19 protein-coding genes and 1 tRNA gene are annotated in these 16,260 nt (G+C 63.0%); 12 read left to right on the top strand and 8 right to left on the bottom strand.

Going from position 1 to position 16,260, the window contains the following annotated elements:
* The first annotated feature begins 55 nt into the window (after nt 1-55).
* Genes pabB through ACK3R5_RS03075 form a run of 3 tightly spaced genes read left to right on the top strand, consistent with a single transcriptional unit; the run spans nt 56 to nt 3,122 of the window.
* Nucleotides 56-1,552 (top strand): aminodeoxychorismate synthase, component I, encoded by a 1,497-nt coding sequence (gene pabB, locus ACK3R5_RS03085; protein WP_411968038.1) that lies wholly within the window; start codon nt 56-58, stop codon nt 1,550-1,552.
* Nucleotides 1,549-2,229, top strand: a complete 681-nt coding sequence (locus ACK3R5_RS03080) for an anthranilate synthase component II (RefSeq protein WP_411965581.1) — start codon at nt 1,549-1,551, stop codon at nt 2,227-2,229. The genes pabB and ACK3R5_RS03080 overlap by 4 nt, the downstream gene beginning before the upstream one ends.
* Nucleotides 2,226-3,122, top strand: a complete 897-nt coding sequence (locus ACK3R5_RS03075) for an aminotransferase class IV (RefSeq protein ID WP_411968037.1) — start codon at nt 2,226-2,228, stop codon at nt 3,120-3,122. Before ACK3R5_RS03080 ends, ACK3R5_RS03075 begins: the two co-directional genes overlap by 4 nt.
* Here the strand turns inward: ACK3R5_RS03075 and ACK3R5_RS03070 are convergent, their stop codons facing one another.
* Entirely contained in the window at nt 3,123-3,536 is a 414-nt protein-coding gene (locus tag ACK3R5_RS03070) for a Rieske (2Fe-2S) protein (protein WP_411968036.1), read from the bottom strand.
* 97 nt (nt 3,537-3,633) lie between these two features.
* On the opposite strand from ACK3R5_RS03070, the gene ACK3R5_RS03065 reads away from it, so the two are divergent.
* From ACK3R5_RS03065 to ACK3R5_RS03055, 3 genes are all read left to right on the top strand, one after another.
* Entirely contained in the window at nt 3,634-4,443 is an 810-nt protein-coding gene (locus tag ACK3R5_RS03065; RefSeq protein ID WP_411965578.1) for a helix-turn-helix transcriptional regulator, read from the top strand.
* Nucleotides 4,444-4,533: 90 nt separating this feature from the next.
* Nucleotides 4,534-4,941 (top strand): hypothetical protein, encoded by a 408-nt coding sequence (locus ACK3R5_RS03060; RefSeq protein WP_411965577.1) that lies wholly within the window; start codon nt 4,534-4,536, stop codon nt 4,939-4,941.
* Between the two features lie 6 nt (nt 4,942-4,947).
* The gene (locus ACK3R5_RS03055; RefSeq protein WP_411968035.1) at nt 4,948-5,427 is read left to right on the top strand and encodes a halocyanin domain-containing protein; all 480 of its coding nucleotides are present in this window, start codon (nt 4,948-4,950) and stop codon (nt 5,425-5,427) included.
* Nucleotides 5,428-5,679: 252 nt separating this feature from the next.
* Here the strand turns inward: ACK3R5_RS03055 and katG are convergent, their stop codons facing one another.
* From katG to ACK3R5_RS03035, 4 genes are all read right to left on the bottom strand, one after another.
* On the bottom strand, nt 5,680-7,815 hold the full coding sequence (katG, locus tag ACK3R5_RS03050; protein WP_411968034.1) for a catalase/peroxidase HPI: 2,136 nt from the start codon (nt 7,813-7,815) through the stop codon (nt 5,680-5,682).
* A gap of 378 nt (nt 7,816-8,193) precedes the next feature.
* Nucleotides 8,194-8,268, bottom strand: a tRNA-Met gene (locus tag ACK3R5_RS03045).
* Nucleotides 8,269-8,328: 60 nt separating this feature from the next.
* The gene (locus ACK3R5_RS03040) at nt 8,329-8,796 is read right to left on the bottom strand and encodes a GtrA family protein (RefSeq protein WP_411965574.1); all 468 of its coding nucleotides are present in this window, start codon (nt 8,794-8,796) and stop codon (nt 8,329-8,331) included.
* Nucleotides 8,789-9,574 (bottom strand): glycosyltransferase, encoded by a 786-nt coding sequence (locus tag ACK3R5_RS03035; RefSeq protein ID WP_411968032.1) that lies wholly within the window; start codon nt 9,572-9,574, stop codon nt 8,789-8,791. The genes ACK3R5_RS03040 and ACK3R5_RS03035 overlap by 8 nt, the downstream gene beginning before the upstream one ends.
* 95 nt (nt 9,575-9,669) lie before the next feature.
* Between ACK3R5_RS03035 and ACK3R5_RS03030 the strand changes: the two genes are divergently transcribed.
* Entirely contained in the window at nt 9,670-12,012 is a 2,343-nt protein-coding gene (locus ACK3R5_RS03030) for a DUF2298 domain-containing protein (protein ID WP_411968030.1), read from the top strand.
* Nucleotides 12,013-12,093: 81 nt separating this feature from the next.
* Here the strand turns inward: ACK3R5_RS03030 and ACK3R5_RS03025 are convergent, their stop codons facing one another.
* The gene (locus ACK3R5_RS03025; RefSeq protein WP_411965571.1) at nt 12,094-12,357 is read right to left on the bottom strand and encodes an HAH_0734 family protein; all 264 of its coding nucleotides are present in this window, start codon (nt 12,355-12,357) and stop codon (nt 12,094-12,096) included.
* Nucleotides 12,358-12,599: 242 nt separating this feature from the next.
* Between ACK3R5_RS03025 and ACK3R5_RS03020 the strand changes: the two genes are divergently transcribed.
* Genes ACK3R5_RS03020 through ACK3R5_RS03000 form a run of 5 tightly spaced genes read left to right on the top strand, consistent with a single transcriptional unit; the run spans nt 12,600 to nt 14,905 of the window.
* On the top strand, nt 12,600-12,881 hold the full coding sequence (locus ACK3R5_RS03020) for a 50S ribosomal protein L44e (RefSeq protein WP_411965570.1): 282 nt from the start codon (nt 12,600-12,602) through the stop codon (nt 12,879-12,881).
* Between the two features lie 4 nt (nt 12,882-12,885).
* Entirely contained in the window at nt 12,886-13,080 is a 195-nt protein-coding gene (locus tag ACK3R5_RS03015; protein WP_411965569.1) for a 30S ribosomal protein S27e, read from the top strand.
* 18 nt (nt 13,081-13,098) lie between these two features.
* Entirely contained in the window at nt 13,099-13,899 is an 801-nt protein-coding gene (locus tag ACK3R5_RS03010; RefSeq protein WP_411965568.1) for a translation initiation factor IF-2 subunit alpha, read from the top strand.
* Nucleotides 13,899-14,084 carry an RNA-protein complex protein Nop10 gene (locus tag ACK3R5_RS03005; RefSeq protein WP_411965567.1) on the top strand — a complete coding sequence of 62 codons (186 nt, stop codon included), beginning with the start codon at nt 13,899-13,901 and terminating at the stop codon, nt 14,082-14,084. The genes ACK3R5_RS03010 and ACK3R5_RS03005 overlap by 1 nt, the downstream gene beginning before the upstream one ends.
* A gap of 56 nt (nt 14,085-14,140) precedes the next feature.
* Nucleotides 14,141-14,905, top strand: coding sequence for a proteasome assembly chaperone family protein (locus tag ACK3R5_RS03000; protein WP_411965566.1), 765 nt, complete (start codon nt 14,141-14,143; stop codon nt 14,903-14,905).
* A gap of 39 nt (nt 14,906-14,944) precedes the next feature.
* Here the strand turns inward: ACK3R5_RS03000 and ACK3R5_RS02995 are convergent, their stop codons facing one another.
* Both ACK3R5_RS02995 and ACK3R5_RS02990 read right to left on the bottom strand, forming a co-directional pair.
* The gene (locus ACK3R5_RS02995) at nt 14,945-15,844 is read right to left on the bottom strand and encodes a PhzF family phenazine biosynthesis protein (protein ID WP_411965565.1); all 900 of its coding nucleotides are present in this window, start codon (nt 15,842-15,844) and stop codon (nt 14,945-14,947) included.
* Between the two features lie 99 nt (nt 15,845-15,943).
* Complete coding sequence (locus tag ACK3R5_RS02990) at nt 15,944-16,084, bottom strand: hypothetical protein (protein ID WP_411965843.1); 141 nt, start codon at nt 16,082-16,084, stop codon at nt 15,944-15,946.
* Nucleotides 16,085-16,260 lie beyond the last annotated feature (176 nt).

Below are 16,260 nucleotides of genomic sequence, written 5' to 3'. Positions count from 1 at the left end.
AGGACCGCTGACACGTCACGAAACCGTTTACCTGTCGCGCCGATTGGTGCGAGTAATGACTGCACCGACCGTCGTCACCGACCGCGACGACTTTCGCGCGACTGCCGGGGATGCCCCCGACGGCGCGCGCGTGCCCGTCGAAGTCAGGGTCCGGGTCTCGGACCCCTTCGACGCCTATCGACGTAGCCGACGGGACGCTGGTGGCTTCTTCTACGAGACGACCGGCGGCCAACCCGGATGGGGCTACTTCGGCGTCGAACCCGCCGAACGTCTGACCGTCGGGTCCGACGCCGTCTCCCGAGACGACACCGCACCGACGCTCGCCGCCCTCGAAGGAGTCGTCGACGCCGAGACACTCGTCCGCGGCGACTGCGACGTCCCCTACCCCTGTGGCCTCTTTGGCTGGCTTTCGTACGACGTCGCCCGCGAACTCGAATCGCTCCCCGAGCACACCGTCGACGACCGACTGCTCCCACACCTCCAACTCGGTCTGTACGACCTCGTCGCATCGTGGGAAGAACCTCGTACCGGCGACGACGCGCTCCTTCGAATCACCTGTTGTCCCCGCATCCCGGCAGACGCCGGCCTCGACGCCGTCTACGACGACGCCCGCGAGAGAGCGACTGCACTGGCACTCGACGCCGTCGAGGGGACGCCGAAACCGGTGACTGCACCCGTCGCGACCAACGAGGCCGAGTTCGAAAGCGAGTGTGGCCGCGACGAGTTCGCAGACAGGGTTCGAGCGGCGAAGCAGTACATCCGTGACGGCGATACGTTTCAGGCGAACCTCTCGCAGCGACTCGTCGCACCTGCGGCGGTCCACCCCGTCGATGCCTACGCCGCCCTCCGGGCGGTCAACCCTGCGCCGTACTCCGGCCTCCTCGAACTCCCCGGTCTGGACCTCGTCAGCGCCAGTCCCGAACTCCTCCTCCGAATCGACGGCGACCGACTCGTCACCGAACCCATCGCCGGCACCCGGCCACGGGGGTCGACGCCCGAAGAAGACGAGGCGCTGGAGGCCGACCTTACGACCGACGAGAAAGAGCGAGCGGAACACGCCATGCTCGTGGACCTCGAACGGAACGACCTCGGGAAAGTCTCGGAGTACGGGTCCGTCGAAGTTGCCGAGTACCGCCGCGTGGACCGCTACTCGGAGGTCATGCACCTCGTGTCGCTGGTCGAAGGCCGCCGCCGCGAGGGGACGACACTCGCCGACGCCATCGCAGCGGTGTTCCCCGGCGGCACCATCACCGGCGCGCCCAAGCCCCGGACGATGGAGATTATCGAGGAACTCGAATCGACGCGCCGTGGCCCCTACACCGGGAGCATGTTCGCCGTCGGATTCGACGACAGTGCGGTGTTGAACATCGTCATCCGGACGCTCGTGCGGTTCCACGACGAGTACCACCTCCGTGTCGGCGCGGGTATCGTCCACGATTCGGACCCCGACAGCGAGTACGACGAGACGCTGGCGAAAGCCCGTGCGCTCATCACTGCCATCGACGAGGCACTCGGTGAACGCGCGAAGATGACGGTGGGTGCGGACCGATGACGCGTATCCTCGTCGTCGACAACTACGATTCGTTCGCCTACAACCTCGTCCAGTACGTCGGCGAGTTCGCAGACGACGTGGTCGTCCACCGCAACGACGCGGTGACCACGGCAGATATCCGCGACATCGACCCCGACGGAATCGTCGTCTCGCCCGGCCCCGGAACCCCTGCCGACGCGGGCATCTCCGTCCCGACGTTCCGTGACCTCGACTACCCGACCCTCGGCGTCTGTCTCGGACACCAGTCGCTGTGTGCCGCACTCGGTGCTCGCGTCGGCCACGCGCCCGAAGTCGTCCACGGGAAGCCATCGGTCGTCGAACACGACGGGATGGGCGTCTTCACCGGTCTTCCCGACCGAATCGAAGTGGGTCGGTATCACTCTCTCGCGGTCGAACTCGACGACATTCCCGACGAGTTGGTCGTCACCGCATCGACCGTCGGGGACGACAGTGGGGACGACGGTGGGGACTCGACAGGCGACGCGACCAACACGGATACCGACGAAACGCAGGTCGTGATGGGTGTTCGTCACCGCGAGAAACCGCACATCGGCCTGCAGTTCCACCCCGAAAGCATCCTCACGGAGTCGGGGAAAGCTATCGTCCGCAACTTCGTCGCCCTCGCCGCGGGTGAGGGTCCGGCGATGGACGCGTGGGAGTCGGAGGCCGAACGATGAGCGACGATTCTGACCGTCGCTACTACGTCGACGGCGACATCGTCCCTGCCGAGGAGGCGTCGATTCCGGTCACTGACCGTGGGTTCCTCTACGGTGACGCCGCTTTCGAGACGCTTCGCGCGTACGGCGGCGACGTGTTCCACTGGGAGGCCCACGCCGAGCGCCTGGCGGAGACGTGCGACGTTCTCGGTATGGACCACGGCCTCTCTGACGCCTCTCTGAAAACAGCCATCGACGAGACGCTGGCGGCGAACGACCTCTCGGAAGCGTACGTCCGCCTCTCGGTGACGCGCGGCAGTCAACCCGGCCGCCTCACGCCCGCCGAGGAGGTAGACCCGAGAGTGGTCGTCATCGTCGAACCGCTTCCACGCGGCGGACGTGGGTCAGACCCAATCTGGGACGGCCCTGCGTCGGTCCAGACGGTGAAGACGCGGCGGATTCCGGACCGGTCTCTCCCGGCACGAGCGAAGACGCACAACTACCTCAACGGTATCCTCGCTCGAACCGAACTCCGCGTGACCGGCGCGGACGAGGCACTCATGCTGGACGCCGAGGGGTACGTCACCGAAGGTGCGACGAGCAACCTCTTCTTCGTCGACGACGACGCCCTCTGTACGCCGAGTCTCGACGGCCCAGTGCTTCCGGGAATCACCCGCCGCATCGTCTTGGACCTCGCTCGACAGGAGAACATCCCGATTCGCGAACGCCGCTTTACCCCCGACGAGGTGCGCGATGCGAACGAAGCGTTCCTCACCAACTCGACGTGGGAACTCCGCCCTATCGAGACGGTAGACGGTATCGGAATCGGTGACGGGCCGGTGACGACGCTCCTCTCTCGCCTCTACGACGACTACGTCGAACGCCGCCACTACGAGAACGACACGGAGGAGTAGTCAGAACTCGACGTTCGACTTCGAACTGCGGTCTGCGGGGTCGGTTTCGATGCCGCCGGTCGCCTCGAAATCGAAGTCGTCGTCGGAGAGGAACACGTGGTCGCCGTCGACGGTGATGTCCAGGTCGTCGAGGACCGCACCCTCACACGGGCCGTAGTTGCAGTACCCGGTGTCGGCCTCGAAGTACGCACCGTGGTTCTCACAGATTATCTCGCCGTTGCGCATCTCCGCACCCGACCCCTTGTCGAGTTTGATGTTCGTCAGATGCATACAGTAGTTCAACCAGCCCTTGATGTCGCCGTCGTCTCGCACGAGGATAGCCTCGCGTACCTCCTCGTCGTCGCGGACACGAAAGAGAAACGTCGTCTCCGCGGGAACGTCGTCGACCGAACAGATTCGTTCGAGGTCGCTCATTGGACTCTCGTTGGCGTGGGGTGGAAAATCTCCTTCGGAAATGGTTGGGGGAGTAATTATGCTCTCTGCGGTCGATATACTATTCAACTGTTTGTCAATGACGAACCGAACTCCCCTCGACGACGTAGAGTTCCTCGCTCGGTCTGCCCACCGTGTAGAGGTGCTCCAGACTCTCACGTCGGGGGCGCGGACTCGCCCCGAACTGCGCGACGAGACGGGCATCTCTCAGCCGACGCTCGGCCGAGTCCTCGGGTCGCTTCAGGAGCGTAACTGGGTCGAACAAAACGGGCGCGAGTACGTACTCACTGCGTTCGGCGAACTCGTCGCTGAAGAGTTCTCTGACCTGCTCGACACAGTCGAAACCGTCCAACGTCTCGGTGAGATTATCTCGCTGTTGCCCACCGAACAGATGGACTTCGACGTTCGTCTGTTCGGTGATGCCACCGTCACGACGCCGACGACCGGCGACGTGTTCCGGCACATCCGCCGAGTCGAGACACTCGTCTACGACGCTGACCACCTGCGACTCCTGAGCACGACAGTTGCTCCCGGGTCGCCAGAGGAGCATCTGGAGCGGGTCGAGAAATTTCTCGCAGGCGACCAGGTGGTCGAATCCGTCCTCACCGTGAACACGCTCGACCAGTCCACTTCTGTCCCAGAAATCGCAGAAATCTTCGCGGATATACTGTTGTTCGAACGGGTCCAACTCTACCTCTACGAAGGAACCATCCCGCAGATGGTCGGCGTCTCAGACGGAACCGCCTTCCTGGTTCCGTTCGACGGTCAGGGAATCCCCGCCGCAGTCATCGAGACGACGAATCCGACCATTCGTTCGTGGGCCGAGACAACCATCGACGAGTACATCTCGAAGTCGACGAAGTTGACGGCCGACAGCCTCCCACACTGACCGCGTTGCGAGGCGTGCAACTCTTGCGAAGCTGATGAAATAGTTGTGCTAAACATCATTATTATGATATAAAACCATCTCTCAGCTGGTATGTCATCCACCTACGCATCGACAACCACTGTCGCATCGAACACGAGCACCGAACTGACTCCAGTTCACTGGACTGCCCTCGGTCTGACCGCCATCACGGCCGTGACCCACCTGTACCTGTTCGTCACCGACGACTGGCTTCCCTTCCTGTTCGCCGGCGCGGGGTTCCTGGGTCTCATCGGGGTACTCGTCGCGCTACCGGGCTACCGACGTCCCAGTTACGTGGTCGGCATCCTGTTCACGGCATCGCAAATCATCGGCTACCTGTTATTTCCGATGGGACCGCTCTGGCTTGGCGTTCTCGACAAGGCCGTGCAACTCGCGCTCGTCGTGACGTTCGGCTATCTCTTCGTTGCCGATACGCGACGCCCCGCTGCAATCGACACTGAAGCGGCCGTGAGGGGGTGACGAGACGTGTACCGACGAACCTACCTACGGACTGCGGGACTGCTGGGCCTCACGACACTCGCTGGTTGTGTCGCCGCAGGGGCCGGAGAGTCGTCGTCTGTGAAGACGGCCGAACCGATGCTCCCAGTCGAACCGGACTATGGCGACTGGTTCGAGAACGTCAGTAACTACGACGGGACCACCGACCGACGTGGGGAGTCCGAGGTACTCGTCCACGTCGGCACGAAGGCTAACATGGGTTCCTTCGGGTTCGGTCCGGTCGCAGCCGCCGTCTCTCCCGGGACGACAGTCGTCTGGGAGTGGACCGGTAAGGGCGGCAGTCACAACGTCGTCTCGGAGGACGATGCGTTCGACAGCGGACCACTCGCCGCCGCCGCCGGCCACCGCTACACCCATCGATTCGACGACGTGGGAACCTATCGCTACGTCTGCGAACCCCACCGAGCGATGGGGATGCGTGGCGCTGTCGTCGTGGTCGAAGATTGAATCTGAGTTGGAGTCGGGGGGTGTGAGGTAGATTTGAACCTCAGTCGCTGACGCTCCCGAGTTCAATCTACCTCGTTGCAACTCTCATAGAAAACGGGTCGTCGCGGACGCGAAAGAGAAACGTCGTCTCCGCGGGAACGTTGTCGACCGAACAGATTCGTTCGAGGTCGCTCATTGGACTCTCGTTGGTGTGGTGTGGAAAATCTCCTTCGGAAGCGGTCAGCGAGGAGACGAGACGCGGGGTGGCCGTGCTTACTCGAGGTCGAAGCGGTCGAGGGTCATCACCTTGTGCCACGCGTCGACGAAGTCGAGCACGAACTTCTCCTCTGCGTCGTTGGTGGCGTAGGTCTCTGCGAGTGCACGAAGACGGGAGTGCGACCCGAAGATGAGGTCCGCACGGGTGGCCGTCCACTCGATTTTACCGGTGTCGCGGTCACGGCCCTCGAACACGCCGTCGGACTCCGCCGGTTCCCACTCCGTGCCCATGTCGAGCAGGTTCACGAAGAAGTCGTTGGTCAGCGTCTGCGGTTCGTCCGTGAAGACGCCGAGGTCCGACCCTTCGTACGTCGCACCCATCGTTCGCATGCCACCGACCAGCGCCGTCATCTCTTCGGGCGAGAGGTCCAGCAGGTCTGCCTTGTCGAGGAGCAGTTCTTCTGCCGGTCGGTCGGCGTCGTCTGCGAAGTAGTTACGGAAGGCATCGCCGTCGGGTTCGAGCGCGTCGAAGGAGTCGACGTCCGTCTGCTCCTGTGTGGCGTCGGTGCGTCCCGGTTCGAACGGGACTTCGACGTCGTATCCGGCGTCCGCCGCCGCCTGCTCGACTGCGGCACACCCACCGAGGACGATGAGGTCGGCGAGCGAGACTCGAACGTCGTCGGACCGCGAACCGTTGAAGTCCTCCTGAATCTCTTCGAGGGCCCCCAGCACCGTCTCCAGTGCTTCGGGTTCGTTCACGTCCCAGTTTCGCTGGGGTTCGAGGCGAATCCGGGCCCCGTTTGCGCCACCGCGCTTGTCGCTGTCGCGGTACGTGGACGCCGACGCCCACGCAGTCTTGGCCAGTTGGGAGATGGAGAGTTCCGAGTCGAGAAGCTCCGCTTTGAGTTCTGCAATCTCCTCGTCGCCGACCAGTTCGTGGTCGACTTCGGGGAGTGGGTCCTGCCACAGCATCTCCTCGTCCGGAACCTCTGGACCGAGGAATCGGGACGGCGGGCCCATGTCACGGTGAATCAGTTTGTACCACGCCTTCGCGAAGGTCTTCTGGAACTCGGCGGGGTTCTCCTGGAAGCGCTCGACGATTTCCCGGTAGTCGGGGTCACGTTTCAGAGCGATGTCCGTCGTGAGCATCATGGGCGTCACCTTCTCCGACGGGTCGTGGGCGTCCGGCACGGTGTCGTGAAGTTCCTCGCCTTTCGGCGTCCACTGCCACGCACCGCCGGGGCCTTTCTCCGGTTCCCACTCGTAGTCGAGCAGGTTGTCGATGTAGCCCATGTCCCACTTGACCGGCGCCTCGGTCCACGGTCCCTCGATACCACTGGTAATCGTGTCGGGACCCTTCCCAGAACCGAACTCGCTCTTCCAGCCCAGACCCTGTTCTTCGATGGGTGCCGCTTCCGGTTCGGGGCCGAGGTTCTCGCCGGAGTCAGCACCGTGGACCTTCCCGAACGTGTGACCGCCGGCGATGAGGGCCGCCGTCTCCTCGTCGTTCATCGCCATTCGACTGAACGACTCTCGGATGTTCTTCGCCGACGCGAGGGGGTCCGGTTGGCCGTCCGGCCCCTCCGGGTTCACGTAGATGAGGCCCATCACGGTTGCGCCGAGCGGTTCTTGGAGTTCGCCGTCGTCGCTGAAGCGCTCGGAGGCCTCCATCTCGTTTTCGGGGCCCCAGTAGACGGACTTGTCCGGTTCGTAGGCGTCCTCACGGCCGCCGGCGAAACCGAACGTCTCGAAGCCCATCGACTCCAGTGCGACGTTGCCGGCCAGCACCAGCAGGTCGGCCCACGAGAGCTTGCGGCCGTACTTTTGCTTGACTGGCCAGAGCAGTCGGCGTGCCTTGTCGAGGTTCGCGTTGTCGGGCCAACTGTTGAGTGGTGCAAAGCGCTGTGTCCCACCTGCCGCGCCGCCGCGCCCGTCGCTCGTTCGGTACGTCCCGGCGCTGTGCCACGCCATCCGAATGAACAGCGGTCCGTAGTGGCCGTAGTCTGCTGGCCACCACTCCTGGGAAGTCGTCATCACCTCCTCGATATCTGCCTTCACGGCGTCGAAGTCGAGCGTCTGGAATTCCTCGGCGTAATCGAAGTCCTCGTCCATCGGGTCCGCTGGTCGGGCGTTCTGGTCGAGAATCTCCAATTTCAACTGGTTTGGCCACCAGTCATGGTCGGAACCAATCATCATCCCGACGTTCACGCTTTCCTATGTTAAGATTGTCTAAGTCGGAAAACAAGTTTTAGTTCCAGAATGAAGTCTCTGTCCTAGACCAAGCAATCTACCGGAAACAGGAAATATAGTCAGTTAACGACGTGTACTCGCGATTGAAAGGTTGGGACGCACCGCTCACGGGTGTCGGTTTGAGGAGAACTCGTCGCGGCGCGATGAAAACTACCGTTTGGTAGTGTCGTTTTCAGGAGAAGTAGCGAGAGGTAGATTTGAACAACGCGAACCTCGCTCTGCTCGGTTCTCTCGTTCAAACTACTCCGAGCTATGACGCCGACCTCGGTGGGTCACACCGAGACGAGACTCGGCGTTCAGGAGTCGAGGTCAGCAAAAACATAGCGGGAGGTAGATTTGAACTACCGATCTCCGGGTTATGAGCCCGGCGGAATCTCCTGGCTATCCCATCCCGCTAATTCATCAAAAGTCGCGTTTACTGTTAAGGCTTCTGTTTCGCTAGCCGTGTGGCAATTTTCACCGTGAGTCACGGTGACTCGAAGCCGACCCGATTCGCCACGTGAAGAGGCTCTCAGCGACGTAGTTCAGGAACATCGACGCGCCGATTGCGATGGGGAGTGGGATGAGTTGCCACAGGTCGATGCCACCGACCGGAATGGTCAGTTGAACCTCTCTGAGGAGGCGGACGACGAGCACCTGCACGACGAGTCCACCGCTCCTGACGAGATTCGACTTGAGGAACCGACGAACCTTCGCCACGACGTGGTCCGACCCCGCGTCCGCGAAGGTCCACCGGTCGTTGATGACGAACATCACGACGATGGCGACTTCGGCACCGACGAGTTTGGCCACCTCGCCGACGACGCCGAACAGGACGATGAGTAGACTGCTCACGGTCAGGTCGAACACCGCGCCGACGGCCCCCACCGAGGCGAACTTCCCGAACCGAGCACCCGAGACGAGTGCAGAGAGGCGGTTAGTCATCGGTGACCTCTGGCGAGACGTCGTCGATGAGGGTCCGCTGGTCGTTTCGAGCGGCGATGAAGGCGTGGAGTCTGTCCTCTCGAATCGTCCGTGCTCGGTGGCGCGAGCGAAGGAGGCCACGGGCCATCTTCAGCGTCGTATCGACCGGTGAGACGGTCGAGTTCGGTTGGTCTTCCCAGACGACGGGGACTTCCGCGATACAGTGGTCGAACGCCCCCGAGACGGCGACGAGTTCGATGTCCCACGCGAATCCGGGTTCGTAGAGGTGCATTCGGACGTCGTCCCACGCCTCGGCGGTGATGGCCTTGGCACCACACTGGTAATCGTACAGCGGAACCTCGGTGAGGTGGCGCGCCAACCACGCGAAGCCATCACCGAGATACCGGCGAGCGACCGTCTGGTGAGAGGCGACGGTCGAATCCGGGTGTCGCCGCGACCCGACCGCGAGGTCGGCACCCTGATAGATTGCGTCGACGACGTGTGCCATCGACTTCGCTGGCGTACTTCCGTCGGCGTCTGCGAAGGAGAGAATATCGGTGTCGAGTGCCTCGAACCCGGCGGTGATGGCCGCACCTTTCCCTCGGCGGGCATCGACAGGGTTCACCTCAGCGAGCGGGTGGAGCGCGTCGAGAGCGTCGAGCGTCTCCGGGAGGGGCGCGTCGAGTTCGACCCGTACGACGTCGGGGTCGAGCGCCTCGACGAGCGCCTCGACGTACGGAACCAGACGGTCGGGGTCAGGCCGATAGGCTGGCACCACCACCCCGACTGACTGCATCATGCACGTCAATTCTTCCAAGGGGGTAAAAAGCAAACCGCTCTGTCTGCATCGCTCATCACAAAACGTATTGTGTCGGCCGAACCTTCCTCGGGCAGATGGAGTACGCCCTCGTGGTCCGTTGGCTGGTTATGTTCGCGGCCCTCTGGGCAGTCGGCCTCCCGCTTTCTGCCCGTCTGTTCCGCCGCCTCCCCGGTCACGGCGCTGGATTCACACTCCCCGTATCGCTCGTCGTCGTGACCCTCCCGGTCTACTACGTCGGCCACGTCTGGTTCGGTCCCGCAGCGTTGCTCGTCGGCCTCGGCGCCCTCGTCGCCGCCTCGGTAGCGAGTGGCCTCGACCGAACAGCACTCCGTGACGGGGAGGTCCGTCTCGCGTCGGACCTCGACATCGACAGACGCGCAGTCGCGGAGGCAGTGGCAGTCTTCGCTCTCGCGTTTCTGTTCGCCGTCGGCCTCCGAGCGCTCGACCCGGCAGTCCACGCCGGCGGGGGTGAGAAGTTCCTCGACTTCGGCCTGCTGAAGGCACTCTCCCGCGCCGCGGTGCTCCCACCCGAAGACATGTGGTTCGCCGGCGAACCGGTCCGCTACTACTACGGCGGCCACCTCGTGTCGATACTGCTTGCGTGGCTCTCGGGGACTGAAGCCGAATTCGCCTACAATCTCGCACTCGCCGGGTTCTTCGGCATGCTCGTCACCGCAGCGTTCGAACTCGGCCGCGGCATCTCCCGTGCGACCGGTTCGAGTGGCCGCCTCGGTGGTGTCCTCGCCGCGTTCTTCGTCGGATTCGCCAGCAACCTCGTCACGGCGGGGCGGTTCGCCCTGCTCGGACTGCCCGAGAGCGTCCAACGCCCAATCGCAGAGGCCGTCGCCGAGCGCTCTCGATACAGCGTCTCGCAAATTCTCGCCAGCGCCGCCGACTTTTCGTACTGGGACGCGAGTCGTGTCATCCCCGGCACTATCAACGAGTTCCCGCTGTTCGCGTGGCTCAACGGCGACTTACACGCGCACATGATGGGGACGCCGTTTTTGCTCCTCGCTGCTGGCCTCGCGTTCGCATACTTCCGGACGCCCGAAGACGCAGTCGGTGAACGACGTCTTCTCGTGGGCGTCACCGCCCTCGTCGGTGGCCTACAAGTCGTCGTCGACACGTGGAGTTTCCCGTCGATATTCGGCGTCCTCTTCCTCGGGATGGTCTTCGCACCGGCACGCCCGTCGACGCTCGTCCCCGGGAGCAGGTGGCTGAGGCGATTCACAGACCGACGGCCAGTCACCCGTGAACTGTCGAGACTCGCCGGAACGACTGCCGTCGTCGCCGTCGCCGGTGGCGTGGCCGTCGTCCTCGCGATGCCCTTCATCCTCGGCAGTGTCGCAGGCGGTGGGAGTACACGGACTATCGAGATTCTCACGCCGGACCAACGGAGCGGATTCGGCGCACTCGTCCTCGTCCACGGCGCGTTCCTCGGTGCGTTCGCCGTTCACTACGTCCAACAACTCGGCCCACGGCGCATCCTACCTGTTGTCGGCGGGTTCACGGCGGTGGCAATCGTGGCCGCCATCCACTCGTTTGCGGCCCTCGCACTCGTCGTTCCGCTCGTCCTCGTCGGATGGGTCGTCCTCAGACTCACCGACGACCCGCGTTTCGATACGGTGCTCGTCGTCGCGGGTGCGGGCCTCGTGATGCTTGTCGAAGTCGTCTTCGTGAACGAACAGGCCGGGCCGGGGCGGATGAACACCGTGTTCAAGACATACATGCAGGTGTGGGTGCTGTGGGGCAGTGCGATGGGGTCGGTCCTCGCTGGATTCGTCCGCGACACGGCCGACGCGAGTGACCTGTCGCTTCCGTCCGTCGACTTCCACGTCCGGGCAGACGCAGTTCGAGCCCTCGGCGTCGTCGTCGTCGTCCTGTTCGTCGCGTCGACGTCCGTCTACGCCGGCCTCGCCGTCGCAGACCACACACAGACGCCTCGACAGGAAGTGACACTCGACGCGACGGCCTTCGCAGAGTGGTATCACCCGAACGAGTCGACGGCGATTACGTGGTTAGACGAGAACGTCGACGGGAATCCGACCATCCTCACCGCTCCCGGAACGAAGTGGTCGGGGACGGTGGACGACAAACGAGAGTACGTCATGTACGCGTGGCGCGGGAATCCCGAGTCGAGTCTGACGGGCGTGCCGACAGTCGCCGGGTGGGCACACGAAGTCGGCTATCGGGGCCCCGAGGCGTACTACGGCCGAGTACGTGACGTCGACGCGATGTACGTGGGCAACGAATCGACGCGGACGCGCCTCGTCAGAGAGTACGACGTGCAGTACGTCTGGGTCGGCCCCGGCGAACGCGCCCGCTACGGAGAGATAGAGACTGACGTCCCGTGGTTGACACCGGTCCACCGCTCCGGGTCTGTCGTCGTCTACGAAGTAGAAGAAGCGAGCCTATAGTAGCGTTTGCAAGTCAGTGCATACGCAACCGTACGCAGCCGTGCGATTGGATGTGTATCCAGTTGCAGACGCTACGATACCTCAGGCCGCCTGACCGCTCTTCCGGACGACTTCTATCGCTTCGGCGTCGACGCCCTCGGTTTCGAGCCAGTGAGGGACGTACTCGCGTTTCTCGAAGGCTTCGCGCTCGTCTTCGGTGCCGACGGTGCACCACAGTTGGACGCGGTCCGGGCCGTGCCAGTCGCCCTGCCGGTCGATGGAGAAGCAGATGTACTCTTCACCGTCGTATTTGATGACGCCGTCGCGCCGAACTCCGGGGTCGCCGTGGATGATGAGCTTCTTCATGTGCCGGGATTGGCACAGTCACCGCTTAATCGCTTCGGCTTCGGGCGTGGAACCGAGCAATCGAATTTCTTGTTTCGCCCGCGCGTGCTACTCGCGTCGTGACCGGCCGTCACCGGAATGCTCGTCGCCTGCCCACACGTACCACAGGGGGTGAACTGGGCTTCGAGAGCGGGTCTGGCGGCCGCGGCGAACCAAACGGGTTTTAACGGGCGACACCAAACCCATCCTCAAGGTCGATATCTATGCAGATGCCACGCCGTTTCAACACGTACTGCCCTAACTGCAAGGGTCACCACGAACACGAAGTCGAGAAAGTCCGCAAAGGTCGTCCGACCGGCATGAAGTGGAACGCCCGTCAGACTCGACGCGGCAAGTCCACCATCGGTAACGCCGGTAAGTTCTCCAAGGTTCCCGGTGGAGACAAACCGACGAAGAAGACGCACCTGAAGTACATCTGCTCAGACTGCGGCAAGGCCCACATGCGCGAGGGCTGGCGAGCAGGCCGTCTCGAATTCCAGGAGTAAACACATGGCAGGAAATTTCTACAAAGTCGCGTGCAGTGATTGCGAGAACGAACAGATAGTCTTCGGAAAGGCCTCCTCGGTCGTCAACTGTGCCGTCTGCGGGACGACCCTCGCCACGCCGACCGGCGGCAACGCCGAGTTCCACGGTGAGGTCGTCGAGACGGTCGAACGTCGCGAGACCGACGAACTTGAGGCGTAACGTCCTGGAGGACTTCTCATGAAGTACAGCGGATGGCCTGACTCCGGCGAACTCGTCGTCGGGAAGGTAGACGACATCACTGACTTCGGTGTCTTCGTCGACCTCGAAGAGTACGAAGACAAACGTGGGCTTTGCCACATCAGCGAAGTCGCGAGCGGATGGATCAAGAACGTCCGCGACCACGTCCGCGAGGGACAGACCGTCGTTGCCAAAGTGCTCGACGTCAACGAGAGTTCGCAGCAGATAGACCTCTCTATCAAGGACGTCAACGAGCACCAGCGCAAAGAGAAGATTCAGGAGTGGAAGAACGAGCAGAAGGCGGACAAGTGGATGGCTATCGCCTTCGGCGAGGAAATCGACGACGAACAGTACGGCGCAATCGCTAACGCCGTACTCGCCGAGTTCGAATCGCTCTACGACGGGTTCGAACAGGCCGCCATCCACGGCACCGAAGCGCTCGAAGACGTCGACCTAGAGGACGACGAAATCGACGCTATCGTCGACACTGCACGCCAGAACGTCTCGGTGCCGTACGTCAACGTCACCGGTTACGTCGACCTGCGCTCACCCGCGGGCAACGGCGTCGACGACGTCAAAGAGGCCCTGAAGGCCGCCGAAGGTGGCGACGAAGTCTCAGACGAAATCGAACTGACTGTCACGTACGTCGGTGCACCCGAATACCGCATCAAGGTGAAAGCACCCGACTACAAGACTGCCGAGTCGGAACTCGACGCGAGCGTCGCCCGCGCCCGTGAGGTCATCGAAGCGGCCGGTGGCACCGCGGCGTACCACCGCGAACGAAGCGGCGACGAGGAGTAATGAAATCTGACATCCGGGTGTGTAGCGTGTGGCGCGACTGCCACGAACGCCCGGTGTACACGCTCTCTTCTGTCTGTCCGGAGTGCGGCGCATCCACGGAGAACAGCGCGCCCGCTCCGTACAACCCCGACGACACCTACGGTGAGTACCGCCGTGCGCGCAAACGGCGCGTCGCGGACGAGTAGCCACGACGGATTCGGCTACCGACGCCCTCTTTACCGGTGCGTTCGGCACTACGTGCATGGACGACATCGAAATCGAGGCTGTCGCAGAGGCTGACCTCACCGACCCCGTCTTCATCGAGGGACTGCCGGGCGTCGGGAACGTCGGAAAACTCGCCGTCGAGCACCTGCTCGAAGAGTTCGAGGAGGCCACGCTGGTCCGCCGCATCTACGCCGACGTGTTCCCACCGCAGGTGGGTCTCGACGACGGCGTCGCCGAGTTGACCCACGCCGAGATACACGCCGTCGAGACGCCGGGTGACGGTCCGGACCTGCTCTTGCTCACCGGCGACCACCAAGCACAGTCGAACGAAGGCCACTACCACCTCACGGACGTCTTCCTCGACGTCGCCGAGGAGTTCGGTGTCGAGCGACTGTTCGCACTCGGCGGCGTCCCGACTGGCGAACTCGTCGACGAACCGTCGGTCCTGGGTGGCGTCACCAGCGAGTCGCAACGCGAGACGCTCGAAGACGCGGGCGTCGAATTCCGTGAAGGCGAACCTGCCGGCGGTATCGTCGGCGTCTCCGGCCTTCTGCTTGGCCTCGGTGGGCGTCGTGGCTTCGACGCGGCGTGTCTGATGGGCGAGACGAGTGGCTATCTCGTAGACCCACAGAGCGCACAGGTCGTCATCGAAGTGCTGCAAGACCTGCTGGACTTCAGCGTCGACTTCGAGGCGCTCGAAGACAGAGCAGAGGAGATGAAGGAAGTCGCCGCGAAGATTCAGGAGATGCAACAGCAACAACAGGGCATCGCGAGCGACGACGACCTGCGGTATATCGGCTAACCGACTCGAATTTCGGCGTCGGAGTCGACGCGCGAGGCGTTACGCCTCGATGATGTCGTCGTCTTCGAACTCGGAGATGGTGAGCGTCCCGTCGAGTGACGTCACCGCTCGTCCGCCGACCTGAATTCGTTTGTCGACTTTCACACGGACGAGACTCGGCCGGTCCACGAAGTGACCCTGTTCGAAGCGGAGTTCGTCGGGCATCGAGTCGAACGCACCCATCTGGCGGAGATACGCCCCGCAGGCCCCGCTCGCGGTACCGGTCGCCGGGTCTTCGGGGATGCCGACGCCGGGGGCGAAACAGCGGGCGTGGAGCGTCGAGTCGCCATCGAGGGTGTCGAACGTAAACGCGTAGATGCCCGCCGCCTCGTGCTCTGTGGTGAACTCGTCGATGGCGTCGAGGTCAGGAGAGACCGAAGACAGGTGTTCGAGGAAGTTCACCGGGACGAGGACGAACGGGAGACCCGTCGAAGCGAGCGCAATCGGGAGGTCCGCACCGACGTCGCGGAGTGCGGCCACGTCGACGCCGAGCAGGTCGGCGACTCGGTCGTACTCGACGTCGAGGGGGCGAACCGTCGCCGCATCCTGTGACATCCAGATTTCGCCGAGTTCGCCCACCTCGATGTCCAGCGTCCCCACGTTCGTCTCGAGGGTGTGGCTTCCTGGTTCGAGAGCGCGTTCTGCCGCGAGGTGAGCGTGGGCCGCAATCGTCGCGTGTCCACACAGGTCGATTTCCTCCGTCGGCGTGAAGTACCGGATGCGACGGTCCGCCGAGGGCGACGAACAGACGAAGGCCGTCTCGCTCGCGCCGAGTTCGGCCGCGATAGCGCGCATCTGTTCCGCGTCGAGGCCGTCGGCGTCGGGGACGACACCGGCGACGTTTCCGGACAACGGTTCGGTCGTAAATGCATCGACGAGAAGGGCGCGTCGGCGGTCCATGAGAGTGCGCACTGCCCGTGAGTGTATCAAACCCGTGGGTCGTGAGTCACAATCTATCACCGAAGGAGGGTGAGAAGAAGCGGGGGCGCGAGAACCGACCTACGCGCGAGTCCAGCGAACGCGACTCTCACGAGACGCAGCGCCGTTCCCCTGCATCACTTCTCGCATGTTCATACAGGCGGGACAACCGACGATTTCGTCCAGGTCGTTGCCGAAGACGCGAACGAAATCTCGGGACACGAACTCACCACAGTTACCACACGTGTGCATTCCTTTTCACCTACGAATTCGGATACTCACCAATCCTACATAACTATGTGTCTTGTTAGCACATGTTATGATTTGCCTGAAACCCCGTGAGTCCCGGTTAATGGCATCTTAATGAACAATTTCTCCGTGTTGTGACGCTCCCACAC

The organism is Haloferax sp. YSSS75, from assembly GCF_046764215.1.
Classification (GTDB): Archaea; Halobacteriota; Halobacteria; order Halobacteriales; family Haloferacaceae; genus Haloferax.
This window is presented reverse-complemented; position numbering and strand designations above follow the sequence as displayed.